Genomic DNA, 25456 nt, shown 5'->3' on the forward strand with positions numbered 1-25456 from the left:
CGGCGGGGATCTGGCGCTGCGGCGAGGCGTGCCCGTTTTTGAAATCGGCGAATTGGGTAGGCACCGCCCATGAACAAGGGCGCATCCTTTGCGGTCGCGGCGCTCACCGCGACCCTCGCACCGCTGGCCGCCTGCGCGAACCAGCAGGGCAGCCAACCCAATACGTCGCCGCTGACCAGCCCCGCCCCGGGCGCGGAGCGGCTGACCACCCAGCTCAAGACCGCCGACGGGATCCCGGTCGCCAACGCCACCTTCGAATTCGCGAACGGCTACGCCACGGTGACCGTGGAGGCCGGCCCCAACCAGGTGCTGAGCCCCGGTTTCCATGGGCTGCAAATCCATTCGGTCGGCAAATGCGAGGGCGACTTCGACTCCGCGGGAAGCGTCTACCAGGCGGCCGATCACACGGGCTACCCCGCCAGCGGAGACCTGACCGCGCTGCAGGTGCGCTCCGACGGCTCGGCGAAGCTGGTCACCACCAGCAACTCGTTTACCGCCGCGGACCTGAGAAGCAGCTCGGGCAGCGCGCTGATCCTGCACCAGAGCGTCGACAACTTGGGCGGCGGCCCCACCGCCGAGTCGAACAAACGAATCGCCTGCGGTGTGATCGCGGCGGCGTCGGCGACGACGACCTCGTCGACCACCAGCGTCACACCCAGCACCAGCACCAGCACAGTCGTCGTGCCACCGCCGTCGACGAGCACGAGCACGAGCACCGTCACGGTCACCAGCACCCCGACCACGACGTCCGCGCCGACCACGACCGTGAGCACTCCGCCCAGCCTGCCGCCGGGCACCCGCTGACGCTTGAGGCCCCGAAAACGGCGCCGGCCCCGCGACGGCGAATTACTGTGCTGAGATGCAGACCGCGCTGTTCACCCTGGGTCTGGTCCTGTTTCTGCTCGGCCTGCTCACCGGGCTGGCCGTCCCCGCCCTGAAGAACGGGCGCATGGGGTTGTCGAGCCACCTGGAGGCGTTGCTCAACGGCATGTTCCTCGTGTTGCTCGGTCTGCTGTGGCCGCACATTCACCTGCCCCACGCGTGGGGAATCGCCGCGGTCGCGCTCATCGTGTACGCGGCCTACGCGAACTGGTTGACGACGCTGCTCGCGGCGGCGTGGGGCGCCGGTCGCAGATTCGCGCCCATCGCGGCGGGCGACTTTGAGGCCTCGACGGCGAAGGAGAGCTTTGTCAGCTTCGGGTTGGTGTCGCTCTCGCTGGCGATCTTGGTGGGCGTAGGCATCGTCATCGTCGGGGTCCTCGTCGGGCGCTGAGGATCGTGCTTAGGTCGGGATTGTGAAACCCCTCGCCGACTTCTTTCGCGACACGGTCGGGGCGCGGATAGCGGTGGCCGCCGTGCTCGGAGTCGCCGTCGCCCTTGGGGTGGGCAACACGGTCGGCTGGCGGTTCGCGCTGGCCGGCTGGATCGTCACCGCCGGTGTCTACGTGGTGTGGACGCGGCTCATCCTGGGCGGAATGGATGCCGATCAAACCCGCGAATATGCGACCCGGGAGGATCCCACCCGGTGGGCATCCGACGCGGTCATCGTGTCGGCGAGCGTCGCGAGCCTGGGCGGGGTGGGTTACGTGGTCGCCGCGGCGTCGCGTTCGGGTCCCGGCGCCGTGGAAGCCGCCGTCGTCGGCATCCTGACCGTCGCGGCGTCCTGGTTCGCCGTGCACACGCTGTTCACCGTGCACTACGCGCGGCTGTATTACTCGGACGAACCGGGCGGAATCAACTTCCACGACCCGGAGCCGCCGCGCTTTCGCGACTTTGCGTATGTCGCCTTCACGGTCGGCATGACCTATCAGGTGTCAGATACCGAGATCGGATTGACCTCCATCAGGGCCACGGTGCTGCGCCAGGCGCTGCTGTCCTACCTGCTCGGCGCGGTCGTCCTGGCGGTCACCATCAACCTGATCGCGGGATTGGGCGCCAAGTTCTGACGCGTGCGGTCGAGTGGAACGCGTTGCGCCACAGTCGATCGCTTCGAAATAGTCGGCCATCTCTTGCTGCGACTCGGGATAGCCGCGCATGGGCACGTGGAGCAGCCGGGCCAGCCGGCGGTTGTCGCGCAGCAGCTCCTCTTTCTCGGCCTCGGTGAACTCGCGGCCGATCAACAACCGCCCGGCCTGTGCGTTGACGATGTAGCCGGTGGCGATCACCCACTGATAGGCCTCGGGATTCAAAGCGCTGATCTGCCTACCGGTCTCGGCGCTTTCATGGTGATCGGCGGCGCCGGGGCGGAAGAATCGAGAGACTTACCGAGCCGCCGCTCCGACGGCATCGCCGAGTGACCAAGTTGCTCATTTCGTAACGGGTATGTCCGCTATCCACTCACTAGCCGGTACATCTGACGGAGGTATGAAGACGTACGGCGGTATGTCCTGCCCGATGCACAACGGCCAGTCGACCACGCTGTCATCGTCTTGATGTTCGGGTCCGTGCACAGTGCAGCATCATCCCATAGCACACAGACGACACAACAGATACGTTAGCTGGCACGTCACGTCGAGCGCGTGTATGTCCTGTTAGAGACATTGTTCGGCGCAAGTGGTGGCTTAGCTTGTTGCCTCAAAAATCGTGGTCATCGCGCGCAGGCGCCCGACGACGAGAAACACCCCCGGTCCCAAGACCGAGGGTGCATCTTTGAGTCAGCCGAGACCCCTAGCTAGTGATGGTGATGATCGTGGCCGTGGTCATCCCCCTCGGCCGGCTTGTCGACGACGGCCGTCTCGGTGCTGCTCCATGCAAGCCAAGCCAAGCGCCGGCCGGGATTCAGTTACCTGTGCGCGAATTCGGCAAGCTTGGCATTGACGGCTGCAGAATCGGGTCCCGCGTACGCCTTCGGATCGCGCGTCTTGACCCATACGAGTAACGGGCAACTTACTGCCGGACCGTCCACGGTGCCTAGTTGCTCGATGCGCTTGCCGGTCTTCGCCTCGCGCAATTCGATGTCGTACTGAACTGCGTAGACGTCAACGTCGACGTGTTCGCCGGTGTCAGTCTGCAAGTTGCAGGTGCGGGCCTTTACTTCCGTCCCGGATTTGCGGGTAAGGCAGGCAACAACGTTCGTCGAGCGGAAGTCGTCGGGATTCGCCCGGTAGTCGGCACGGGAATCCAATGTCACTTCCGCCCAGTGGGAATTGGCCAGTTCGCGCATCGGGCTCGGCTCGTCGTCCGGGGCGAACGCAGCAATCTTGTACGGCTTCCCGTACGCGGCTGCGTTACTGATCGATCCGCCGTCGCACACCACATCGAAGGCCGTGGGAGATGCGGCTTCCTGGACTCGGCCGCGCTCATCGCGGGCCATGTCCTGGAGGAGAAAAAATCCGACCAACGCCACCGGTACGAGAACGACGACCGCCGCGACGGCAAGCACGACTATGAGCCCGACATTGGTCTTACGTCGAAGAGGCGGCTGCGACGGGCACGACGGTGGCCACTGCTGGGGGTATCGCGGTGGTTGCGGTGGCCACTGCTGCGGATAGCTCACGCTCACGCTCCCCAAGTCAGAGTCCGGCCAGCGTAGCAATCGGCGCGACGAAAACGCCCCCGGCGATTTGAGCCGGGGGCGTTTGTCGTCATTCATTCAGTGGTGGTGATGACCGTGGCCGTGGTCATCGGCTTCCTCGGCCGGCTTGTCCACGATGGCCGTCTCGGTGGTCAGCACCATCCGCGCCACCGACGCCGCGTTGAGCACCGCCGAGCGGGTGACCTTGACCGGGTCGATGACACCGTCAGCGATCAAGTCACCGTAGGTGAGCTTGTCCGCGTTCAGCCCGTGCCCGTTGGGCAGCTCGGTCACCTTGTGCACCGCGACCGCGCCGTCGAGCCCGGCATTGGTGGCGATCCAGTACAGCGGGGCCGCCAGCGCCTCGGAGAAGACGTCGACGCCGAGCGCTTGATCACCGGTCAGCGAGCCGCGCAGCTGTTGAAGCGCCTTGCGGGTCTGCAGCAACGCCGAGCCGCCGCCCGCGACGATGCCCTCCTCGACGGCGGCCTTGGCGGCCGCGACGGCATCCTCGACGCTCTCCTTGCGTTCCTTGAGCGCGGTCTCGGTGGCGGCACCCACCTGGATCACGGCGACACCGCCGGCCAGCTTGGCCAGCCGCTCCTGCAGCTTCTCGCGGTCCCAGTCGGAGTCGGTGGACTCGATCTCGGCGCGCAGCTGCTTGATGCGGTTGGCCACCGCGTCCTTGGCGCCGCCGCCGTCGACGATGACGGTGTCGTCCTTGCTGACCACCACGCGGCGAGCCGAGCCCAGCACGTCCGTGCCGACCTCGCGCAGCAGCAGGCCGGCGTCGGGGTTGATCACCTGGCCGCCCGTCACGATCGCCAGATCCTCGAGGAACGCCTTGCGGCGGTCGCCGAAGAACGGCGCCTTGACCGCGACGGCCTTGAGCGTCTTGCGAATCGAGTTCACCACGAGGGTCGCCAGCGGCTCGCCCTCGATGTCCTCGGCGATGATCAGCAGCGGCTTGCCGGATTCGGCGACCTTTTCCAGCATGGGCAGCAGGTCGGGCAGCGAGCTGATCTTCTCCTGGTGCAACAGGATCACGGGGTCGTCCAGCACGGCCTGCTGGGCATCGAAGTCGGTCACGAAATACGCCGACAGGAAGCCCTTGTCGAAGCCGACGCCCTCGGTGAACTCGAGCTCGGTGCTCAGCGTGGAGGATTCCTCGACGCTGACTACGCCGTCGGTGCCGACCTTGGTCATCGCCTCGCCGACGAGCTCGCCGAGGAGCTGGTCGCGCGACGACACGGTCGCCACCTGGGCGATCGCTTCCTTCCCGGAGACCGGGGTGGCCGACGCCAGCAGGGCCTCGGACACCGCGTCGGCGGCCTTGGAGATTCCCGCACCGAGTTCGATGGGGTTGGCGCCGGCCGCAACCAGGCGCAGGCCGCCCTTGACCAACGCCTGGGCCAGCACGGTCGCCGTGGTGGTCCCGTCGCCGGCGACGTCGTTGGTCTTGGTCGCCACCGACTTCACCAGCTGGGCGCCCAGGTTCTCGAACGGGTCTTCCAGGTCGATCTCCCGCGCGACGGTGACACCGTCGTTGGTGACCGCGGGCCCGCCGAATGCCTTGGCCAGCACCACATGCCGGCCGCGCGGGCCCAACGTCACGCGTACCGCGTCGGCGAGCGTGTTCACGCCCGCCTCGATGGCGCGGCGCGCCGTTTCGTCGTACTCAATAATCTTGCTCATCAGGCTCCTTCACGCCCCAGCTCTGAGGCTCTAACGCATGCCGCCCCGGAAATCACCCGCGCGGACGCGGGGATCGCCGGGGCGGGACACGGTTCTTACTTGGAGACGACAGCCAGCACGTCGCGCGCCGACAGGATCAGGTACTCCTCGCCGTTGTACTTGATCTCGGTGCCGCCGTACTTGCTGTAGATGACGGTGTCGCCTTCCGAGACGTCCAGCGGGATGCGCTTCTCGCCGTCTTCGTCCCACCGGCCGGGGCCGACTGCGACGACGGTGCCTTCCTGCGGCTTCTCCTTGGCGGTGTCGGGAATGACCAGACCGGACGCGGTCGTGGTCTCGGCCTCGTTGGCCTGCACGAGAATCTTGTCCTCGAGTGGCTTGATGTTCACCTTCGCCACGATTGGAGCCCTCCAGTGTTTGGGTCGGGTCCGGGACGAGCCCGGACCGGGAGTTGGTGGCCGGTCCGGGGCGGGCCCGGAACCTGCCGAATTATCAGGTGTTCGGCATTCGTCCATGCCCGAGCGCCGTCGTCGCGGGTGCCGACACAGGGCGTGGCCGATTGCCACCTAGCACTCTATACACGGGAGTGCTAGCACTCAAGGGGGCCCCGCTGCTCCCCGCGCGTTCGCCCTCAGCGATCAGCCGACCTGCGCCTTCACCACCGGCAGGCCCGGGTCGCTGGGCACGTCCAGCGGGGATGGCGGCGCCCCGGCGGCCACCAGATGCGCGGCGAACGACGCGATCATCGCTCCGTTGTCGGTGCACAGCCGGGGCCTGGGGATGCGCAACGTCAGGCCGCCCGCCGCGCAGCGCTGCTCGGCCAGCTCCCGCAACCGCGAATTCGCGGCCACTCCCCCGGCGATCAGCAGTGTCGAGACGCCGAGGTCCGTCGCGGCGCGCACGGCCTTGCGGGTCAGCACGTCGGCCACCGCCTCCTGGAACCCGGCCGCGACGTCGGCGTTCACCGCGTCCGGGTGGCTTTCCAGGTGCCGGGCCACGGCCGTCTTGAGGCCGGAGAAGCTGAACGCATAGGGGTCGTCGCGCGGCCCCGTCATGCCGCGCGGGAAGGCGATCGCGTCGCGGTCGCCGGTGCGGGCCAGCTCGTCGAGCACCCTGCCGCCCGGGTAGCCCAGCCCCAGCAGCCGCGCCACCTTGTCGTAGGCCTCGCCGGCCGCGTCGTCGACGGTGCTGCCCAGCTCGACGATCGGCTCGCCGAGCGAGCGCACATGCAGCAAGTGGGTGTGGCCGCCCGAGACCAGCAGCGCCACGCACTCGGGTAGCGACCCGTGCTCGTAGACGTCGGCGGCCAGGTGCCCGCCCAGATGGTTCACCGCATAGAACGGAACCCCCCAGGCGGCCGAATAGGCTTTGGCCGCAGCAACTCCCACCAACAGGGCGCCGGCCAGCCCGGGCCCGATCGTGGCGGCGACGATGTCCGGCCTGTCCAGGCCCGCGGCCGCCAGCGCGCGGCGCATGGCGGGCCCCAACGCCTCCAGGTGCGCGCGCGAGGCGATCTCGGGGACCACGCCGCCGAACCGCACGTGTTCGTCGACGCTGGAGGCCACCTCGTCGGCCAGCAGGGTGACGGTGCCGTCGGTGTCCAGCCGCGCGATGCCGACTCCCGTTTCGTCGCACGACGTTTCGATGGCCAAGATCGTCGTCACAGCGCCTCCCGCCGCATGGTGTAGGCGTCGGCGCCGCTGACCCGGTAGTAGCTCCGGCGCACGCCGATCTGCTCGAACCCGACACTGCGGTACAGCGCGATGGCCGCCTCGTTGTCGGTGCGCACCTCCAGGTAGACGACGCCGCCGTCGGCGAACGTCAGCAGCTCGTCGAGCAACCGGCGGCCGATGCCCTGCCCCTGGTAGGCGGGGTCCACGCCGATGGTGTGGACCTCGTGCTCGTAGGGCGGTGTGCGGCCCAATCGCGAGATGCCGGCGTAGCCGACGAGCGTTCCGCCGACGCGCGCGCCCACGTAATGGTTGTGGGCACTGGCCAATTCGCGGTTGAACGCCGCCGCCGGCCATGGATCGTCGCCGTCGAAGAGCTGCGCCTCCAGCTCGGCGCAGCGCTGCGCGTCGGCCCGCGTCAACGCGCCGACGGTCACCGGCTCGGCGATCATTGCCGCGCCGCCAGGGGTTTGGCGTCGGGCCGACGCAGGTACAGGGCCACCAGCGGAGCCGGGTCATCGCGCCAATCCCCCACCGCGGCAACGAGTCCGGCCGGTGTCGGGTGGATGGGACCGCACACCGGCAGGCCGAACATCGCCGCGTGGTCGGGTGAGCCGGCCACAGCCTGCGCTCCGCCGTGGTCGACGTCGGCGGGGGCATCAACGCCCGGTCCGCCGGTCCGGACGCCGTCGCGGTAGCGGGCCCAGTAGACCTCGCGCCGTCGGGCGTCGGTCACCACGAGCGCGTCCCCGGTGGTGTGCACGCCGATGGCGTCCAGGCTGCACACGCCGTGCACCGGGATGCCGAGCGCATGCCCGTAGGCGGCGGCGGTGGCCATCCCGGCCCGCAGGCCGGTGAACGGACCCGGGCCGCAGCCCACCACGACGGCGTCGAGGTCGACCATTGTCAGCCCCGCATCGGCAAGGGCGGCAAGCACATTCGGGGTCAGGCGTTCGGCGTGGGCGCGGGCGTCGACGGTGACCCGCTGCGCCAGCGCGCACAGGTCCTCGCGCCGCACGATGCCGGCCGTCACCGCGGGGGTGGAGGTGTCGAGGGCAAGGACGATGCTCATGGGTGCGCCTCACCGCCGGCCCACTGCCAGGTCGCGATCCGCACGTCGGACCCGCTGAGGCGTTCCAGCCTGATGTCGAGGTGGCGTTCCGCGAGGCGCTCGACCAGACCTTCACCCCATTCCACCACGACGACAGCGTCGTCGAGATCGCTGTCCAAGTCCAGCGAATCGAGCTCACCGAGCAGGTCTGCGCCCTGGTTGTCGGTGTGGTCGAGCAACCGGTACATGTCGACGTGAATCATCGTCGGGGCGCCCTCCCGTCGCGGCGGATGCACCCGCGCCAACACGTAGGACGGCGAGGTGACCGGGCCGTCGACGTCCATGGCCGCGGCAATCCCCTTGGCCAGCACGGTCTTTCCCGCACCGAGCGGACCGGAGAGCACCACCACGTCGCCCGCCCGCAGCTGCTCACCGAGCCGGGTCCCCAACGCGATCGTGTCCTCGACGCGCTCGCAGGTCGCGGTGCCCTCACCCTTACCCACGACGCCACAGCCTTTCCCGTATCCGCCGCAGCCGCAGCGCCGCCTTGGTCGGGGTGGCACGCCTGACCAGCCGCACCAGGCCACCGTTGATCGCCTCCGGCTTGTCCAGCAGCGCCAGGTGACTCGCGCCGACGACGATGACCAACTCGGACCGCGGCAGGCTGGCGGCCATCTTTCGCGAATACTCGTCCGGGGTGAGCAGGTCGTGGTCCCCGCAGGCGATCAGGGTCGGGACCCGCAGCAGGGTCCACAGCCCGGCGGTTTCGTCGTGCTTTTCCAACGCGTCCAGAAACCCCACCATGGTGGGTATCGGCGTGCTGTTCATCATCCGCTGCGAGAACGCGTCCAGGCTCCGGCTGACCTGCAGATCGCTGTAGGACGCGGCGCGCAGCACCGGGCCGATCAGCGAGCGGGATACGTTGCGCCCGCGGTGCATCAGGTTCGGCGCGGACCGCGCGGCGACCCGGACCGCTTCCAGCGCAGGGTTTTTCAGGATCTCGCCCAGTGGTGATCTCGCCACACCTTCGGCCGCCGAGGAAATCAGCGCGGCGCCCACGATTCGGCGCCCGTACTGTTCGGGGAACTGGCGGGCGTGCGACAACACCGTCATGCCGCCCATCGAGTGGCCCACCAGCACGATCATTCCGCGCGGCACCACCGCGTTCAGCACGGTCTGCAGGTCCCTGCCGAGCTGGGTCAGCGTGTAGGTCTCGGGCTCGGCCTCGCCGGATCGGCCGTGGCCACGCTGGTCGTAGAAGACCATGCGCACGTCGGGGCCCAACTGGTCGGGCAGCCGGGTCCGCTGAAAGTGGAAGGCCCCCATCTGCAGGCAGAATCCGTGCACGAACACCAGCGTCAGCGGCGCGTCGGCGGGGCCCGCGTCGCGGACCGCGAGCGGCACCCCGTCGGGCGTGGTCACCACCAGGCTGCGGTCGTCCTCGAGCCGGTTGAAATCCTCGTGGGCGTAAGGGTCTTCGACCGTGGCGCGTTGGGTGATCGAGCGGCGGGCCGAGGCTCCGATGATCGTGGCGATGGCCGTCAGCCCCGCACCACCCGCAAGCCATGCCCTGCCCCTATAGCGCCTGCGGGTTCCGTCAGGGCTCAATGGTTCGCGCCTCGCGGTAGGTCCTGGTGATCCGCCCGCGGGGGCTGGTCACCACTTCGTAGTGGATGGTGCCGAGCAGATCCGCCCAATCCTGCGCGGTGGGTTCGCCGCTCGCGCCGGGACCGAACAGGATCGCCTCGTCGCCCTCGGCGACATCGGTGGGGCCGGGTCCCAGGTCGACGACGAACTGGTCCATGCAGATCCGCCCGACCCCCGGTCGGCGCCGGCCGTTGATCAACACCTCCAGGCGGTTGCCCAGGGACCGGAAGACGCCGTCGGCATAGCCCACCGGCAGCAGCGCGAGGGTGGTGTCTCGCCGCGCGGTCCAGGTGTGCCCGTAGGACACGCTCTCGCCCGCACGAATCGACTTCACCAGTGCCACCGGGCATTTCACTGTCATCGCCGGAATCAGTCCCATGTCGCCGCGCTCGGGAACCGGGCTCAGTCCGTACACCGCGATGCCGGGGCGCACCATGTCGAAGGCGAGGTCGGGCCGCGACATCGTGGCCGACGAGTTCGACAGGTGCGCGGCCTCGTACCGCACCCCCTGATCGCGCGCCTGGGCGAGCATCTCGGTAAACCGTTGGGCCTGAAGGTCGTTGACCGGGTTGGCGGGTTGGTCTGCGTACACCATGTGGGACATCAGGCCGCGCAGCACGATGGCGTTCTCGGCGACGGCGCGGCGGAGCGCGGTCAGCATCGACGGGTAGTGCTCCGGCGGTACGCCGTTGCGATTCAGCCCGGTGTCGACCTTGACGGTGACCGTCGCGGTCCGGCCGGTGCGGCGCACGGCGTCGAGCAGCTCGTCGAGCTGGCGCTCCGACGACACGGCGATCTGGACGTCGGCCAGCAGCGCGGGCCCGAAGTCGAAGCCGGGTGGGTGCAGCCAGGCCAGCACCGGCGCGCGGACGCCGTCGGCGCGCAGCGCCAGCGCTTCGTCGACGGTGGCCACACCCAGCTCGGCGGCCCCCGCGGCCAGCGCGGCGCGCGCCGTCTGGGCGGCTCCGTGGCCGTACCCGTCGGCCTTGACGACGGCCATCACCTGCGCGCCGCCGGCCTGCTCGCACAGCAGCCGCACGTTGTGCGCGATGGCGCCGAGGTCCACCAGGGCCTCGGCGAGGAGGCCCGGTGTCAGGGATATCGGCGTAGCGGCCCGCCCGGTCATGGGCGCCATTGTCCCAGAACCGCGCCGCACGCCGCCGAGCGTGGACTTGTTGGCGAGATTTCGGCGTGATCGGCGCAACAACTCCACGCTCGACGGCGCGGCGCCACCACCTCAGTGCGCGAAGTGCTGATCCGCGTAGTGGCCGCCGGGCCGGAGCTTGTCCAGCGAACTGAGCGCCGAGACGGCGTCATCGTGCAGGGCCCGGGCCAGGTCGGCGGACAGGCCCTCGCGCACCACGATGCGCAGCACGGAGACGTTGGTGGCGTTGTCCGGCATGGTGTAGGCGGGCACCTGCCAGCCGTAGGTCCGAAGCTCGTGGGAGACGTCGAACTCGGTGTAGCCGCGGTCCTTGGACAGCCGGAACGCGACCACGGGGATCGCCGAGCCGTCGGAGACCAGCTCGCAGTGCTCGCTGACCCGCAGCTGCTCACCGAGCCAGCGCGCCGTCCCGGACAGCGCCTGCATGACCTTGGTGTAGCCCTCCCGGCCGAGCCGCAGGAAGTTGTAGTACTGGCCGACCACCTGGTTACCGGGCCGGGAGAAGTTCAGCGTGAAGGTCGGCATGTCGCCGCCGAGATAGTTGACCCGGAACACCAGGTCGTCGGGCAGGTACTCCTTGCTGCGCCACACCACGAACCCGACGCCGGGATAGGTCAGCCCGTACTTGTGGCCGCTGACGTTGATCGACACCACCCGGGGCAGCCGGAAGTCCCACTTGAGCTCGGGGTGCAGGAAGGGCACCACGAACCCGCCGCTGGCGGCGTCGACGTGCACCGGGACGTCCACACCGCCGCCGGCGGCCAGCTTGTCCAGCGCGCCGCAGATGTCGGCGACCGGCTCCAGCTCGCCGGTGTAGGTGGTGCCCAGGATCGCCACCACGCCGATGGTGTTCTCGTCGACGGCGTCGACGACCTGTTCGGGGGTGATGACGTAGCGGCCCTCCTCCATCGGCAGGTAGCGGGGCTCGACGTCGAAGTAGCGGCAGAACTTCTCCCAGACCACCTGGACGTTGGACCCCATCACCAGGTTCGGGGTGCGGCCCTTCCAGTCCTTGCCGATTTTCGCGCGCCACCGCCACTTCATCGCCAGCCCGCCGAGCATCACCGCCTCGCTGGAGCCGATCGTGGACACCCCGCACGCGCTGTAGGGGTCGGCGTCGTTCAGGCCGTCGGCGTGGAACAGGTCGGCCACCATGCACACGCAGCGCTGCTCGATGGCCGCGGTCGCCGGGTACTCGTCCTTGTCGATCATGTTCTTGTCGAACGTCTCGGCCATCAGCTTGCCGGCCTCGGGGTCCATCCAGGTGGTGACGAAGGTGGCCAGGTTCAGCCGCGAGCTCCCGTCGAGCATCAGCTCGTCGTGGATGAAGCGGTAGGCGGCGTCGGGATCCATCGATTCGTCGGGCATCCGCAGTGCGGGGACCGGCGCGGTGAACAGCCGGCCCGTGTAGGCGGGGGCGATGGAGTGCGCGGGCAGCGAAGGGTGTTGTGGCACTGGGGAATCCTCTCGATAGGTCTACAGGGCGGCCAGGGCGGCTCGGATGTGTGGCACCATGCGCGAGGCCGAGGTGGGCGCGTCGCCGGGGCCCGGGTCGGCGGCCGAGCTCGCCGCCGCGCGCGCGTGGACGAAGGCCGCGGCCGCGGCCGCCTCCCCCGGCGGCAGGCCCGCCGCCAGCAGCGCGCCGATCATGCCGGACAGCACGTCGCCGGAGCCGGCGGTGGCCGCCCACGACTGCCCGGCCGGGCTGAGGTAGACCGGACCGCCTGGATCGGCGACGACCGTGACGTTCCCCTTGAGCAACACCGTGGCGCCGAACGCGTCGGCCAGCTTGCGGCACGCACCCACCCGGTCATCACCGGGGGGGTTACCCGCGAGGCGGGCGAATTCACCCGCGTGCGGGGTCAGCACCGTCGGCGCGCTGCGTTCGGCGACCAGTTCGGGATGGGCCGCCAGGATGGTCAGCCCGTCGGCGTCCACGATCACCGGCAGGTCGGTGTCGAGCGCGAACCACAGCGCCGCGGCCCCGGCGTTGTCGGTGCCCAACCCCGGCCCGACGACCCAGGACTGCACCCGCCCGGCCGACGCGGGGGTGGGCGAGGCGATCACCTCGGGCCAGTGGGCGAGCACCTCGCGGTGCGCGCTGCCGGCGTAGCGGACCATCCCGGAGGTCGCCGCGACGGCGGCGCCGGTGCACAGCACGGCCGCACCCGGGTACGTCGACGAGCCGGCCATCACGCCGGTGACACCCTGGGTGTACTTGTCGTCGTGGGGCCCCGGCACCGGCCAGCGTGCCGCCACGTCGGCGGCCTCGAAGCCCAGCACGTCCGTGGCGGGCAGGTCCAGGCCGATGTCGATCAGCCGCACCCGCCCGCACTCGCCGAGCGCGTGCACGGGTTTGAGCCCGCCGAAGGTGACGGTCAGGACGGCGCGCACGGCGGGGCCGCTGGTGGCCCCGGTGGCCGCGTCGATGCCACTGGGGATGTCGACGGCAACCACCGGGATCCCCGCGTCATCGACCGCGGCGAACACCTCGGCCGCGGCGGGCCGCAACGCCCCCGACCCGGAGATGCCCACCACCCCGTCGATGACGAGATCGGTTGCGGGCGAGACGCTTTCGACGATCCTGCCGCCCGCCCTGCGGAACGCCGCCAGCCCCTTGCGGTGGGTGCGCTCGGGGTTGAGCAGGATCGCGTCGGCGGCCGCACCGCGACGGCGCACGAAGGTGGCCGCCCACAGCGCGTCACCGCCGTTGTCTCCGGAGCCGACGACCGCGCACACCCGTCGCCCGCTCACCCCGCCGGTGCGGGCCGCCAACTCGCCGATGATCTCGGCGGCCAGCCCGTAGGCCGCGCGCCGCATCAGGGCGCCGTCAGGCAGGCTGACCAGCAGCGGCGCCTCGGCCTGGCGGATCGCGTCTACGGAGTAGTAATGCCGCATCAGAGCCAGATTACGTGTCGCCGTCGCGGGGGCTTGGCGCCCACCATCTTTCGCCGCGGACCGCCATCAGCTCGGGGGCACGCTGCGGCGCGCCATGGCCTTGAGTCGCGCGGGACTCAATTGCCGGCTGCGCCGGGACCGGGTGCGGGTCATCGGGTAGAAGCACAGTCCGATGAGGATCGAGGCGAAATGCCCGATCGCGGTGAAGTCGAGGTCGACGCGGTCCATCGTGATCAGCGGGAAGCCGAAGATGACGAACAGCACCCCCAGATAGCCCCAGCGCCAGGGCCGGGCGATGTGGTAGGCCAGCACGGCCATCACGCCGACGAGGAAATAGCTGACCCCGATGTCGCGGGCGTGCACGAGGCGTTGCGACGCATCGCGTTCCTCGATCGCGAAGTAGAGGATGCCCTCGCTGATGTAGGTGGCCAGGATGTGAGAGCTCAATCCCACACTGAGCCAGCGCAGCTGACCGAGCCAATGCTCGGCCGGCGCGAGAAACAGGGTGAACAGCAGCAGGTAGGGCTCGAAGCTTTTGCCGTCGATCCACAGCAGGCTGGAAAACAGTACGTGGAGTGGATCCTTGCCCAATTCGTGAATGTTGGTGGAGCGGTGCAACAACACCGAGTGCAACTGCCGGCCGGTGAGATGGTTCTGGATGATCGTCGTGACCATCAGCACCAACAGCCAGCCGTAGGTCAGCGGCGCGGTGCTGACGAAATGCCACACCGCCAGCGTCATGCTGCGCACTCGTGCTCGAACCGATGCAGGCGCCACGACATCAACCTTCGCACGCGGGGCGCCGCGCCCCTGCGACTTCGGCGGCTAACACGCCGCCACCCCTCAGCTACCCGATGGCGCCGGGACCTCGGCCGGCGGAGCGGCCGCGGGCGCCGGCGGTGTCAAATGTCGCCACCAGCAGCCGATGTAGAGCACCATCGAGGCCACCAGCGCCACCAGGACCCAGATCACGACGGTGATGTCGACCCAGCTGCCGAAGGGTGGTGAGCCGGGCAGGGCGTTTCGCAACGGCACCACCGCGAACAGCATCGCCGCGTACCAGGTCGTCATCGGTGGCTGGAACGGCCGCCGGTCCCGCGCGGTCTGAACCGCAACGAACACAGCCAGACTGGCGATCGTGATGAGCACGCCGAGGATGACGATGGCGAACGCCGCGGTGCTCAGCGACCGCCGCAGTTGCAGCCGGTAGGGGCCGTCCGCCTGGGGCCTGGTCGCGGTGAGCTGCCACCCCGAGAGGTGGTCGACGAACGTGACGGGCACGTGTGCGGGCGCGCGGTCGGTGTCGGGGCCGTAGAAGATCTCGACTTCGATCAGCCCCGAGCGGTATTGGTCGAACGGCCAGCGTTCGATCTGCCCGGCGATGGTCAGCGGGACCGACATCAGGCCGGGGAGCATGCCCTTGGTCCAGGTGTGCCGGGACGGCATCGCCGAGGATCGGACGCGGAGGCTGAGATCCTCTTTGAGATGGTGGGTTTTCGGATCCAGCAACGCCGATCCCGGATTGAAGGCGAGGTTGACGGCGAGCACGCTGTAGTTCGACTGGATCTCTTCGACGTTGATCGTCGCCGAGGGCTCGTCGGCGCTCACGACCGGGGTTATACCGTCCAGACGCCGGACGGCATCGCCTTGGGCGTACATCATGATCGACACGATGTATGCCGCGACGATGAGCACGACGAGGCCCACGACAACGTATCTGATGCCGCCCGATCGCATACTTCCTCCCGCACGGACGCCGTGACCAGCTGGCCGAAATGCTTCCCAGGGCAATGTAATGGATCGACCGCGGGTCCGTCGCCGATACGCGCGAAGCGGTGCGCGCTGCCTACTCGACGGTGACGGACTTGGCCAGGTTGCGCGGCTTGTCCACGTCGTAGCCGCGCGCCTGGGCCACGGACGCGGCGAACACCTGAAGCGGGATCGTCGACAGCAGGGGCTGCAAAAGCGTTGACACGGAGGGGATTTCGATCAAGTGGTCGGCGTAGGGGCGCACGGTGTCGTCGCCTTCCTCGGCGATCACGATGGTGATCGCCCCGCGGGCCTGGATTTCGCGGATGTTGGACAGCAGCTTGGCGTGCAGCACGGCGGACCCCTTGGGGGACGGCATGACGACGATGACGGGCAGATCGTCCTCGATCAGCGCGATGGGGCCGTGCTTGAGCTCGCCGGCGGCGAACCCCTCGGCGTGCATGTAGGCCAGTTCCTTGAGTTTGAGCGCACCTTCCAGCGCCACCGGGTAGCCGACGTGGCGGCCCAGGAACAGCACCGTCGGCGACTGGGCGAATTGGTATGCCAGCGCGGCCACCGGCTTGATCGTCGCGAGGACCCGCGCGACGACGTCCGGCATGGCTTCCAGCTCGTGGTACTCGCGCGCGACCTCGTCGGGGTACTTGGTGCCCCGCGCCTGCGCCAGCGCCAGGCCGACCAGATAGTTGGCGGTGATCTGCGCCAGGAACGTCTTCGTCGACGCCACCCCGATCTCCGGGCCGGCGCGGGTGTAGAGCACCGCGTCGCACTCGCGCGGGATCTGCGAGCCGTTGGTGTTGCAGATCGCCAGCACCTTGGCCTTCTGCTCCTTGGCGTGCCGCACAGCCTCGAGCGTGTCGGCGGTCTCGCCGGACTGCGAGATGGCGACCACCAGGGTGCTGCGGTCCAAAACCGGGTCCCGGTAACGGAATTCGCTGGCCAGCTCCACCTCGACCGGCAGCCGCGTCCAGTGCTCGATCGCGTACTTCGCCAGCAGCCCGGAGTGGTACGCGGTGCCGCAGGCCACCACGAACACCTTGTCGATCTCGCGCAGTTCCTGATCGGAGAGCCGCTGCTCGTCGAGCACGATCCGGCCGTCGACGAAATGGCCCAGCAGGGTGTCGGCGACGGCGGCGGGTTGCTCGGCGATCTCCTTGAGCATGAAGTACTCGTAGCCACCTTTTTCGGCGGCGGCCAGATCCCAATCGATATGGAACTCGCGGTATTCGACATCGTCGTTGCCGTCGAAGTCGGTGATCCGGTAGCCGTCCGCGGTGATCACCACGGCCTGGTCCTGGCCGAGTTCGACGGCGTTGCGGGTGTGCGGGATGAAGGCCGCGACGTCGGAGCCGACGAACATCTCGCCGTCGCCGATGCCGAGCACCAGCGGGGTGGAGCGGCGGGCGGCGACGATGGTGCCGGGGTCGTCGGCGTTGGCGAACACCAGCGTGAAGTGGCCGTCGAGGCGGCGCAGCACCGCGAGGACCGACGCGGGGAAATCGCCGGCGGTCTCGCCGTGGCGGTAGGCCTGCGCCACCAGGTGCACCGCGACCTCGGTGTCGGTGTCGCTGGCGAACTCCACGCCCTGGGCCTCGAGCTCGTGGCGCAGGTTCGCGTAGTTCTCGATGATGCCGTTGTGGACCACCGCGATCTTGCCGGCGGCGTCGCGGTGCGGGTGGGCGTTGCGGTCGGTGGGGCGCCCGTGGGTGGCCCACCGGGTGTGGCCCAGGCCGGTGGTGCCGGTCAGCGAGTGCCGCGGCATCTGGGCGACCGCCTCTTCCAGGTTGGCCAGCCGGCCGGCGCGGCGGCTCACCGTCAGGGTGCCGTCGCCGTTCGCCAGCGCGATGCCCGACGAGTCGTACCCGCGGTACTCCATCCGGCGCAGCGCGGCCATGACGACGTCACAGGCGGGCTGCTGCCCGACATAGCCGACAATTCCGCACATTCTGACCAGGGTAGTGCAGGCGGCACACCGAACCCGCAATCCGGCGCTATGGTTAGGCCGCCCACCTGCAGGAAGGCGTGCCCGGGCACCCCGACTGGGACGGCCTCGGGTGGACGTCCTGGACCAATCCGCCCAGTCCCCAGCCATTCATGTCACCGTCATAACCGGCGGGAGTTCTTTCATCTGATGTGCGCGCGACGTTTTCGTTCACGTCATCGCGGCCGCGCTTAACGCCTCTAGCATTCGAAATTGTCAGCAAAGATCGTCACCGACCGAAGGACGAGCTGCGTGAGGTTGCCCAGAGTTTCTGGCTACCTCGATTCCCGTTTTCGCCGACGCATGAATTCAGCCGTCGATGGTTGTTCACCGGGAATTGTGCAGCGGGTCGCATTGAAATGCGTAACTTGCTCCGACCGACAACCGTGCGCCATGAGGAGGCAATCATGACCGCAGTTCGGTACGACGAAGTGGTGCCCGCCCCCTCGGCGCCGGCCCCCGGGCACGCCGCCCGGCCACGCCGGCACCCGTCCGCGGGCTCCGGAAACGCCTTGATGGACTTGACCACCCACGTGCTCACCGCCACGCTGCACCAGCTCTACGCGGCGCTGTGGCGGGCGGGGGTTATCGAGGTCACGGCCTAGTCATCTGCGCCGGCGCGCGATTGGGATGCGCTAACGTCGACGCGTGGCCCGCATCCGCAAGCTCGTCGCCGCTCTGCACCGCCGTGGTCCGCACCGGGTTTTGCGGGGTGACCTGGCCTTTGCCGGTCTGCCGGGTGTGGTGTACACCCCGGAAGAGGGCCTGAATCTGCCCGGCGTGGCGTTCGGCCACGAGTGGCTGGCCGGCGCCGCCCGGTACTCGAATCTGCTCGAGCATCTGGCGTCGTGGGGGATCGTGGCCGGCGCTCCCGACACCCAGCGGGGTGTGGCCCCCTCGGTGCTGAACTTCGCCTTCGATCTGGGCACCGCCCTGGACATCGTGTCGGGTGTGTGCCTCGGGCCGGGCAAGATCAGCGTGCATCCCGCCAAGCTGGGCGTGGTCGGTCATGGTTTCGGCGGCTCGGCCGCGGTATTCGCCGCCGCGGGGATGCCCGCCAAGCTCGCGGCGGTGGCGGCGATTTTCCCCAGCGTCACCAGCCCGCCGGCCCAGCAGCCCGCCGCGACGCTCAAGGTGCCGGGAGTGATCTTCACCGCGCCGGGCGACCGGGCGACGTTGAACTCCAACGCGCTGGCGCTTGCCGAGGCGTGGAAGCCGGCGACGCTGCGCATCGTCAGCAAGGCCGAGCCCGGCGGGCTGGTGGAGGGTCGGCGGCTGGCCACGGTGCTCGGCCTGCCCGGCCCGCACCGCCGTACCCAGCGGTCGGTTCGGGCGCTGCTGACCGGTTACCTGCTCTACACGCTCGGCGGCGACAAGAGGTATCGCGATTTCGCCGACCCGGACGTGCACCTGCCCGGGACGGACGCCATCGATCCCGAGGCCGAGGCGATTCCCCTGGAAGAAAAGATCGTCGCCCTGCTGAAGTGAGGGGGAGTTCATGTCGAGCGCGCACGCGCTGTACGCCCGCTGGATCACCGAACTCTGGAACGGACGGCCGGTCGCGGCCGAGCTGGTCACCGACGACTTCGTCGGTCACTGGCCCGGCCGGGAGGTACGGGGACCGGACGCGCTCGCGCAGATCATCGAGCAGACACGAAACATGTTCTCGGACTTGAGCTTCGCCATCGTGGTCGGCCCGCTGACCGAGGGTGATCTGGTGGCCGGGCGCTGGGTGGGCACCGGCCACGGCCCGGACGGCCCGGTCTCGTTCACCGGCAACGACATCCTGCGCCTGGCCGCCGACGGCCGGCGGTTCGCCGAGTACTGGACGGGCACTTCCGCGGGCTGAGCGCCCCGTCCCGCACGGGCGCGTGGTAAGTGTCATGGATGCGAATCGGGATCGCTCTCAACTATTCGGGCGGCTTTCACGAAGCCGTGGACCGCGTCGTCGAACTTGAAAAGTCCGGCATCGAGGTCGCGGTGGTGGCCGAGGCGTATTCGTTCGACGCCATCAGCCAGCTGGGATACCTGGCCGCCAAAACCAACACGGTCGAACTGGCGTCCGGGGTGCTTCCCCTCTACATCCGCACGCCGTCGCTGCTGGCGATGACGGCCGCGGGCCTGGATTTCGTGTCCGACGGGCGATTCCGCCTCGGCATCGGCACCTCCGGGCCGCAAGTGATCGAGGGCTTTCACGGGGTCCCGTTCGACGCCCCACTCGGGCGCACCCGCGAGATCGTGGAGATCTGCCGCAAGGTGTGGCGCCGCGAGCGCGTGCAGTACGCCGGCAAGCACTACCAGCTGCCTCTGCCCGCCGACCGCGGAACGGGTCTGGGCAAGCCGCTGCAGCTCATCAATCACCCTGTGCGCGAACGCATTCCGATCAGCATCGCCGCGCTGGGTCCCAAGAATGTCGAGCTCACCGCGGAGATCGCCGAGGGCTGGCAGCCGGTCTTCTATCTTCCGGACAAGGCCGCGTCGATCTGGGGTGAGCCGCTGGCCGCCGGCGCCGCCAAACGCGATCCCGCGCTGGGTCCGCTCGACGTCATGGTGCACGCGTCGCTGGCCATCGGGGACAACGTCGACGAGCGGCTGGCCTGGGTCAAGCCGCAGCTCGGGCTCTACATCGGCGGGATGGGCGCCAAAGGCCGCAATTTCTACCACAATCTGGCGACGCGTTACGGGTACGGCGAGGTCGCCGACCGGATCCAGGAGCTGTATCTGTCCGGCCGCAAGCAGGAGGCCATCGACGCCGTGCCCGACGAGCTGGTGCGGGGCATGTCGCTGATCGGGCCGCGCGGGTATGTGGCCGAACGGATGGCCGCCTTCGCCGAGGCCGGCGTGACCACGCTGTTGTTGAGCCCGCAGGCCACCGATCGCGACGAGTCCATGCGTTTCGTCGAGGAAGCCCTGCAACTGCGGCCCTGAGCGGTCACTGCCCCGCCTGCGGAAGCTGGTCCGCGGCAATCTCGCACGGCGTCGACCCCTCGCCCGCGGCGGGTGTGGGTTCGGCGGCCGGCGCTGCCGCGGGAGCCGGCGGCTCGGCCGGTGCCGGATCCGCCGGCGGCGGGGTCTCGACCGGTTGGGCTTGCTGTTCGTGCTCCGTGGGATCGGGCTGACCCGCCTCCCCGTCGACCGGTTCGGCTGGGCCGCTCCCCTCGGCGGTGTCGTCGGCGTCCTCGGCGTCGCCGGCGTCCTCTGCGCCCTTCGCGTCAGTCGGATCCTCGGCGTGAAAAGGGTTCTCGTCGAACGCGTTTCCGTCCGCCGAATCACCGAGCGCGGCCGCGCCATCCGACCCGTCGCCCGCCGACCCGAGCAGATCGCCCATCGCGTCGACGATCCTGCCGGCGAGCCCGAGAAGACCGCCGCCACCCCCACCGAGCCCACCACTGCCGAGGCCGCCGCCGAGCCCACCGCCGCCGAGCCCACTGCCGAGCCCGCCCAGATCGCCCAAGCTTTCGGCGGGCCACCCCGAGGCGTCACCGAGGCCGCTACCCCAGCCCGCGGCCGGCGCCGGCGGGGCCGGCAGGGGGGCGACCGGCGTCGGCGCCGCGGCCGCCACCGTCGCCGCGGAGTCGTCCACCCGCGGTGCGGACGCGGCGGCCACCGGCGGGGCGAGCTGCACCGGAACGACGCCCTCCCCGAGATCACCGGGAAACTCGAACCGCGCCGCCGGGGCGGCCGCGGCCCTGTCGATCACCATGGCGTAAGACGTCTGGACCCCGTCCGACGTGGACCGCATCGCGGCCAGCCAGTCGTTACGAATGTCGTTGTCCACGTACGGAATCACCTGCTCACGCAGCACATCCTCGGCGCCCCGGGGGTCCCCGGCCGTGACCTTGGCGGCGGCGGCCAACCAGGCCGGCCGCTGCGCCTGCGCGCGGTCGTCGACGGCGATGGCCGTCGCGACTTTCGAATCGACCAGGTGCCACAGGTTGTCGCGCAGCGACTCGCATCGCTGGGCCGCCGCGCGCAGTTCGCCGACGACCGCGTCCGCGCTGTCGCAATGCCGTTGCAACAGCTGCGCCGCGGCGTCGCCGCCCGCGCCCTGCCACGCCGCGGCCAGCTCGGCCACCTGGGCGCGCTGCATGCGCAGCGCCTCGGCGGCCACCACGCCGGCGGCGCGCAGCTCCGCGCAGTCACGGTCGAGCGCGCGCAGGTCGAGTCCGTCCTCGCTCGCATACCATTCCCGGATCTGCGCGGGATGCGCTGTCAGGTCGGGATGTTGGTAGCCGAGCGCGTGGGACGCCAGCACGTAGGTCTGGGTGTGCTCGATGGCAACCCGGCCCTCGGCGAGGCGCGCGTCCACGTCCAACCGGTCGGCCACGAGCTACGCGATCCGCGCCGCGGCATACAGTTCGGCGTCGGCGTAGCGCTGCGCGCTGGACCGCAGGGCGGCGGCGATCTCGCTGGACGCGCGCGACCACTGCGTCACCTGCTGCGTCAGGCGCCCCAACTCGACGCGGAGCGCGTCGCCGCGCGCGGTGTGCGCCCGCCCGGCGCAGGCCCCGCCGAACGCCAGCCTGGCCAGGTGATCGCTGACCGCGCGGTCGAGAAATTCCGCGGCCATGGCGAATTGGTTAGCGACCCGGTGCGTGGCCGACGCGTCGATCTGGGCGCGGGCGGCGGCGACAGGCCGTGTTCCCCCAACGAATTTCATGCCTAATCCGACGCCGGTAGGCGGGTCGGGGTTCCCGGCGCTGCGGGATCAGTGCGCGGCGCTGACCGCTTCGGCGACCCGGGTGGCGATCCGCGCAGCGATCTCCTTTTCGGGGGCCTCCACCATTACGCGGATCATGGGCTCAGTTCCCGACGGGCGCAACAGGATTCGACCGGTGTCGCCCAGCTCGGCCTCGGCCTGCCCGACGGCGGACTGCACCGACGGCGCGGCTGCGGCCGTGGCCTTGTCGGCGACCGTGACGTTGATCAGCACCTGCGGCAGCGTCTGCATGGCCGAGGCCAAATGCGCCAGCGACGAGCCGGTCTGCGCCATGCGGTTCATCAGCCGCAGCCCGGTGACGATGCCGTCGCCGGTCGAGCCCAGCGCGGGCATCACGATGTGCCCGGACTGCTCGCCGCCCAGGCTGTAGTCGCCGGCCCGCAGTTCCTCCACGACGTAGCGGTCGCCGACGCCGGTGGTGCGCACCGTGATTCCGGCCGAACGCATGGCCAGATGCAACCCCAGGTTGCTCATCACGGTGGTCACCAGCGTCCGCGAGGACAGTTCGCCGGCCTCGTGCATGGCCAGTGCGAGCACCACCATGATGTGGTCGCCGTCGACCAGGTTGCCGTCGGCGTCGATGGCCAGGCACCGGTCGGCGTCCCCGTCGTGCGCCAGGCCCAGGTCGGCGCGGTGCGCGACGACCGCCGCGCGCAGCGAATCCAGGTGCGTGGAGCCGCAGTTGTCGTTGATGTTGAGCCCGTTGGGCTCGGCGTTGATCGCGATCACCCTCGCGCCGGCCGCGCGGTACGCGCGCGGGCCCACCGCCGAGGCCGCGCCGTGGGCGCAGTCCACCACCACGGTCAACCCGTCGAGGCGCAGCGTGCTGGCCTTGCTCAGGTGACGCAGGTAGCGGTCGGCCGCGTCCTCGGCGTCGACGACCCGCCCGATGCCGGTTCCGACCGGGCGCGGCCCCGGATCCCCGACGAGGGCTTCGATCTGGTCCTCGGTGCCGTCGTCTAGCTTGCGGCCGCCGGGCCCGAAGATCTTGATGCCGTTGTCGGGCATCGGGTTGTGGGAGGCGGAGATCATCACCCCGAAATCGGCGTCGTAGGCGCCGGTCAGGTAGGCCACCGCCGGGGTGGGCAGCACCCCAACCCGCAGCGCGTCGACGCCCTGGCTGGTCAGCCCGGCGATCACTGCGGCCTCGAGCATCTCGCCGCTGGCCCGCGGATCGCGGCCGATCACCGCGACGCGGCGGCCCGGCGCCGACGCGCTCGCCAGACGCCGCGCCGCCGCGGAACCCAGCGCCAGCGCCAGCTCGGCGGTCAACTCGCGGTTGGCGACCCCACGGACACCGTCGGTGCCGAATAGTCGACCCATGCGAACAAACCTCTCACAGTTGTCGGGCTAGCACCTAACGTGCCCGTTCCTTTGTGGCCGAAACCAGGCGCGGGTGGGCGCAGACACGCCGCAACCGGCCACAACTTGTGCACCGCGATGCCAAGTTGTGGCCGGAAAGCGACGGCTGATCAGCGCTTGCTGTACTGAGGCGCCTTGCGGGCCTTCTTCAGGCCGTACTTCTTGCGCTCGGTGGCGCGCGGGTCACGGGTGAGGAACCCGGCCTTCTTCAGCGCGGGACGGTCGTCCGGCGAGGCCACGATGAGCGCCCGCGCGATGCCCAGGCGCAGCGCGCCGGCCTGCCCCGAGGGGCCGCCGCCGTGCAGGTGGGCGTAGACGTCGAAGCTCTCCACCCGGTCCACGGTGACCAGCGGGGCCTTGATGAGCTGCTGGTGCACCTTGTTGGGGAAGTAGCCCTCCAGGGTGCGGCCGTTCAGGTTGAACTGGCCGGTGCCGGGCACCAGGCGCACCCGCACCACGGCCTCCTTGCGGCGGCCGACGGTCTGGATGGGCCGTTCGAACACGTAGGGCTCGGCGGGCGCGGCGACGTCGGCGGGCTCCGAGGCCTCGACCGGGGCTTCGGTCACCTCGGCGACGGCCACTGTTTCCTCTGCGGTCTCTGGGTTGTCCGGGTTCTCTGGGTTCTCCAGGCCCTCGGTCGTTTCGGTCACTGGGCCACCTGCTTGATCTCGTACGGAACGGGCTGCTGTGCGACGTGGGGGTGCGTCGGGCCGGCGTAGACGTGCAGCTTGCGCGCGATCTGCCGGGCGAGCTTGTTCTTGGGCAGCATGCCGACGATCGCGTCCTCCACGACGCGGTCGGGGTGCTTGGCCATCAGCTCGCGGATGGTGCGGCTGCTCAGACCGCCGGGGTACCCCGAGTGGCGGTACGCCAGCTTCTTGTCCAGCTTCTGGCCGCTGAAGGCGACCTTGTCGGCGTTGATGACGATGACGAAGTCACCGCCGTCGACGTTGGGGGTGAACGTCGGCTTGTGCTTGCCGCGCAGCAGGTTGGCTGCCGCGACGGCAAGGCGGCCAAGCACCACGTCCGTGGCGTCGATGACGTGCCACGACCTCGTGGTGTCACCCGCCTTTGGCGTGTACGTAGGCATAGCGCTTACCACTCTTTCTCTGCGAGCCTCTGTTCCGAGGCTGTGGATCCCGGTGTGACCGGGTGCCGGTCAGGCGTCCGCGGTAAGGGCTTGGTCTCGGCGACCGACGTTGACCCGAGGCCCTGGCGTACCGCACGCCAACGGAGCAGCTTACCGACCGCCATCCCCGCAGGTCAAAATGACTGTGTGGCCCCGACGGCTCTCCCCCGTCAGGACCACACAGTCTCACGCGCGGCCAGACCGCGCGGTGTCTCGTGGGCCGCTACCGCGCCCACACGCCGGCGGCGCGGCGGTCGGCGTTGGCCACCTCGTCCGCGCCGTCGCGGACCGCGTTTTCGAGCGCGGCCAGCATCTCGTTGAGCGCGGTCGCCGACTGGTGCCATTTCAGCTGCTCGGCCTGGTAGGCGGCGGCCGCTTCGCTGGTCCAGAGCTGCTGCAAGGGCGCGATGTGTGCTCTCAGCTCGTCGAGCGCGGCATTGAAGCGGGCCGATGTCGAGTGAATTTCCTGGCGCACCGAGTATTCGATTTCACCGAAGTTGTAGGACAACACCGAATCCACGGGATCTTTCCTCCTCACAGGTTTCCGCCGGCGGCGGCGATGCGGTCGGCGTGGCTTTGGCCGGCCTCCTGCAGGGTGGCCGCGTTCTGCCGAATGGTGTCGGCGATGGCGTGTAGGGCGTGGTAGAGCCGCACCGACTCGGCGTTCCAGCGATCGATCACGTCTTTGAAGCGCGTGGCCGCCGGCCCGCCCCACGCCGACGGCGGCACGCCGCTCATCCGGCCGATGAACGCCTGCAACATCGCCCTGATTTCCTCGTTGCGCGCGTCGGTGGTGCCCGCCACCGACCGCATCAGGTCGACGTCGGCGCTCAGTGGGTTTGGTGCAGCCATACCTA

The 25456-nt window shown here is 69.6% G+C and carries 28 protein-coding genes and 1 pseudogene; 7 read left to right on the forward strand and 22 right to left on the reverse strand.

Features of this window, described 5'->3' with window-relative positions; all coding sequences use genetic code 11:
• Positions 1–69 precede the first annotated feature (69 nt).
• From OCU_RS45510 to OCU_RS45520, 3 genes are read left to right on the forward strand one after another with little or no spacing between them, the layout of a single operon-like run.
• Positions 70–804 carry a superoxide dismutase family protein gene (locus OCU_RS45510; protein ID WP_014381057.1) on the forward strand — a complete coding sequence of 245 codons (735 nt, stop codon included), beginning with the start codon at positions 70–72 and terminating at the stop codon, positions 802–804.
• Positions 805–859: 55 nt separating this feature from the next.
• Positions 860–1273, forward strand: coding sequence for a hypothetical protein (locus tag OCU_RS45515; protein ID WP_009957480.1), 414 nt, complete (start codon positions 860–862; stop codon positions 1271–1273).
• Positions 1274–1295: 22 nt separating this feature from the next.
• A complete protein-coding gene (locus OCU_RS45520; protein WP_008260184.1) occupies positions 1296–1946 on the forward strand; it encodes a DUF1345 domain-containing protein in 651 nt (216 codons plus the stop codon).
• Positions 1947–1982: 36 nt separating this feature from the next.
• Here OCU_RS45520 and OCU_RS50695 read toward each other — a convergent pair.
• The 15 genes and pseudogenes from OCU_RS50695 to glmS form a co-directional block, all read right to left on the reverse strand.
• Positions 1983–2222, reverse strand: a pseudogene (locus OCU_RS50695) (oxygenase MpaB family protein); the annotation flags it as partial.
• Positions 2223–2782: 560 nt separating this feature from the next.
• Complete coding sequence (locus OCU_RS45530; protein ID WP_014381059.1) at positions 2783–3382, reverse strand: hypothetical protein; 600 nt, start codon at positions 3380–3382, stop codon at positions 2783–2785.
• Between the two features lie 210 nt (positions 3383–3592).
• Positions 3593–5209, reverse strand: coding sequence for a chaperonin GroEL (gene groL, locus OCU_RS45535; protein WP_009957477.1), 1617 nt, complete (start codon positions 5207–5209; stop codon positions 3593–3595).
• A 95-nt stretch (positions 5210–5304) separates the two neighbouring features.
• The gene (groES, locus tag OCU_RS45540; RefSeq protein ID WP_007167930.1) at positions 5305–5607 is read right to left on the reverse strand and encodes a co-chaperone GroES; all 303 of its coding nucleotides are present in this window, start codon (positions 5605–5607) and stop codon (positions 5305–5307) included.
• Positions 5608–5847: 240 nt separating this feature from the next.
• Positions 5848–6873: a tRNA (adenosine(37)-N6)-threonylcarbamoyltransferase complex transferase subunit TsaD gene (tsaD, locus tag OCU_RS45545; protein ID WP_014381060.1), complete on the reverse strand. Its 1026-nt coding sequence runs from the start codon at positions 6871–6873 to the stop codon at positions 5848–5850.
• A complete protein-coding gene (gene rimI / locus OCU_RS45550; RefSeq protein WP_014381061.1) occupies positions 6870–7331 on the reverse strand; it encodes a ribosomal protein S18-alanine N-acetyltransferase in 462 nt (153 codons plus the stop codon). Before rimI ends, tsaD begins: the two co-directional genes overlap by 4 nt.
• The gene (gene tsaB, locus OCU_RS45555) at positions 7328–7951 is read right to left on the reverse strand and encodes a tRNA (adenosine(37)-N6)-threonylcarbamoyltransferase complex dimerization subunit type 1 TsaB (RefSeq protein ID WP_014381062.1); all 624 of its coding nucleotides are present in this window, start codon (positions 7949–7951) and stop codon (positions 7328–7330) included. Before tsaB ends, rimI begins: the two co-directional genes overlap by 4 nt.
• Positions 7948–8433, reverse strand: coding sequence for a tRNA (adenosine(37)-N6)-threonylcarbamoyltransferase complex ATPase subunit type 1 TsaE (gene tsaE / locus OCU_RS45560; protein WP_014381063.1), 486 nt, complete (start codon positions 8431–8433; stop codon positions 7948–7950). Before tsaE ends, tsaB begins: the two co-directional genes overlap by 4 nt.
• Positions 8426–9475 carry an alpha/beta fold hydrolase gene (locus tag OCU_RS45565; protein ID WP_179293521.1) on the reverse strand — a complete coding sequence of 350 codons (1050 nt, stop codon included), beginning with the start codon at positions 9473–9475 and terminating at the stop codon, positions 8426–8428. The genes tsaE and OCU_RS45565 overlap by 8 nt, the downstream gene beginning before the upstream one ends.
• Before the next feature lie 52 nt (positions 9476–9527).
• Positions 9528–10703, reverse strand: a complete 1176-nt coding sequence (alr, locus tag OCU_RS45570; RefSeq protein WP_009957469.1) for an alanine racemase — start codon at positions 10701–10703, stop codon at positions 9528–9530.
• Between the two features lie 111 nt (positions 10704–10814).
• Complete coding sequence (locus OCU_RS45575; RefSeq protein WP_008260200.1) at positions 10815–12197, reverse strand: glutamate decarboxylase; 1383 nt, start codon at positions 12195–12197, stop codon at positions 10815–10817.
• A 21-nt stretch (positions 12198–12218) separates the two neighbouring features.
• Entirely contained in the window at positions 12219–13640 is a 1422-nt protein-coding gene (locus OCU_RS45580) for an NAD(P)H-hydrate dehydratase (RefSeq protein WP_014381065.1), read from the reverse strand.
• Between the two features lie 66 nt (positions 13641–13706).
• The gene (locus tag OCU_RS45585; protein WP_085981092.1) at positions 13707–14417 is read right to left on the reverse strand and encodes a rhomboid-like protein; all 711 of its coding nucleotides are present in this window, start codon (positions 14415–14417) and stop codon (positions 13707–13709) included.
• A 66-nt stretch (positions 14418–14483) separates the two neighbouring features.
• Positions 14484–15377 (reverse strand): DUF4436 domain-containing protein, encoded by an 894-nt coding sequence (locus OCU_RS45590; RefSeq protein WP_008260207.1) that lies wholly within the window; start codon positions 15375–15377, stop codon positions 14484–14486.
• 109 nt (positions 15378–15486) lie between these two features.
• On the reverse strand, positions 15487–17352 hold the full coding sequence (glmS, locus tag OCU_RS45595; protein ID WP_009952459.1) for a glutamine--fructose-6-phosphate transaminase (isomerizing): 1866 nt from the start codon (positions 17350–17352) through the stop codon (positions 15487–15489).
• Between the two features lie 443 nt (positions 17353–17795).
• Between glmS and OCU_RS45600 the strand changes: the two genes are divergently transcribed.
• The 4 genes from OCU_RS45600 to OCU_RS45615 are packed head-to-tail and all read left to right on the forward strand — an operon-like array spanning position 17796 to position 20316.
• Positions 17796–17993, forward strand: a complete 198-nt coding sequence (locus tag OCU_RS45600; RefSeq protein ID WP_008260212.1) for an Rv1535 family protein — start codon at positions 17796–17798, stop codon at positions 17991–17993.
• Positions 17994–18036: 43 nt separating this feature from the next.
• A complete protein-coding gene (locus OCU_RS45605) occupies positions 18037–18876 on the forward strand; it encodes a dienelactone hydrolase family protein (RefSeq protein ID WP_009952461.1) in 840 nt (279 codons plus the stop codon).
• Positions 18877–18886: 10 nt separating this feature from the next.
• Positions 18887–19237 (forward strand): ester cyclase, encoded by a 351-nt coding sequence (locus tag OCU_RS45610; RefSeq protein ID WP_009952462.1) that lies wholly within the window; start codon positions 18887–18889, stop codon positions 19235–19237.
• Positions 19238–19275: 38 nt separating this feature from the next.
• Entirely contained in the window at positions 19276–20316 is a 1041-nt protein-coding gene (locus OCU_RS45615; RefSeq protein WP_009952464.1) for an LLM class F420-dependent oxidoreductase, read from the forward strand.
• 4 nt (positions 20317–20320) lie between these two features.
• Here the strand turns inward: OCU_RS45615 and OCU_RS45620 are convergent, their stop codons facing one another.
• The 7 genes from OCU_RS45620 to OCU_RS45650 form a co-directional block, all read right to left on the reverse strand.
• The gene (locus OCU_RS45620; protein WP_014381068.1) at positions 20321–21715 is read right to left on the reverse strand and encodes a hypothetical protein; all 1395 of its coding nucleotides are present in this window, start codon (positions 21713–21715) and stop codon (positions 20321–20323) included.
• A gap of 3 nt (positions 21716–21718) precedes the next feature.
• A complete protein-coding gene (locus tag OCU_RS45625; RefSeq protein WP_009955891.1) occupies positions 21719–22048 on the reverse strand; it encodes a hypothetical protein in 330 nt (109 codons plus the stop codon).
• 48 nt (positions 22049–22096) lie between these two features.
• The gene (gene glmM / locus OCU_RS45630; protein WP_009955889.1) at positions 22097–23431 is read right to left on the reverse strand and encodes a phosphoglucosamine mutase; all 1335 of its coding nucleotides are present in this window, start codon (positions 23429–23431) and stop codon (positions 22097–22099) included.
• 149 nt (positions 23432–23580) lie between these two features.
• On the reverse strand, positions 23581–24036 hold the full coding sequence (gene rpsI / locus OCU_RS45635; RefSeq protein WP_026071202.1) for a 30S ribosomal protein S9: 456 nt from the start codon (positions 24034–24036) through the stop codon (positions 23581–23583).
• Positions 24037–24116: 80 nt separating this feature from the next.
• Positions 24117–24560, reverse strand: coding sequence for a 50S ribosomal protein L13 (rplM, locus tag OCU_RS45640; protein ID WP_008260230.1), 444 nt, complete (start codon positions 24558–24560; stop codon positions 24117–24119).
• A 262-nt stretch (positions 24561–24822) separates the two neighbouring features.
• A complete protein-coding gene (locus tag OCU_RS45645; RefSeq protein ID WP_014381070.1) occupies positions 24823–25119 on the reverse strand; it encodes a WXG100 family type VII secretion target in 297 nt (98 codons plus the stop codon).
• Positions 25120–25133: 14 nt separating this feature from the next.
• The gene (locus OCU_RS45650; RefSeq protein ID WP_008260234.1) at positions 25134–25451 is read right to left on the reverse strand and encodes a WXG100 family type VII secretion target; all 318 of its coding nucleotides are present in this window, start codon (positions 25449–25451) and stop codon (positions 25134–25136) included.
• Between the last annotated feature and the right edge of the window lie 5 nt (positions 25452–25456).

Source organism: Mycobacterium intracellulare ATCC 13950 (genome assembly GCF_000277125.1).
Lineage (GTDB): Bacteria > Actinomycetota > Actinomycetes > Mycobacteriales > Mycobacteriaceae > Mycobacterium > Mycobacterium intracellulare.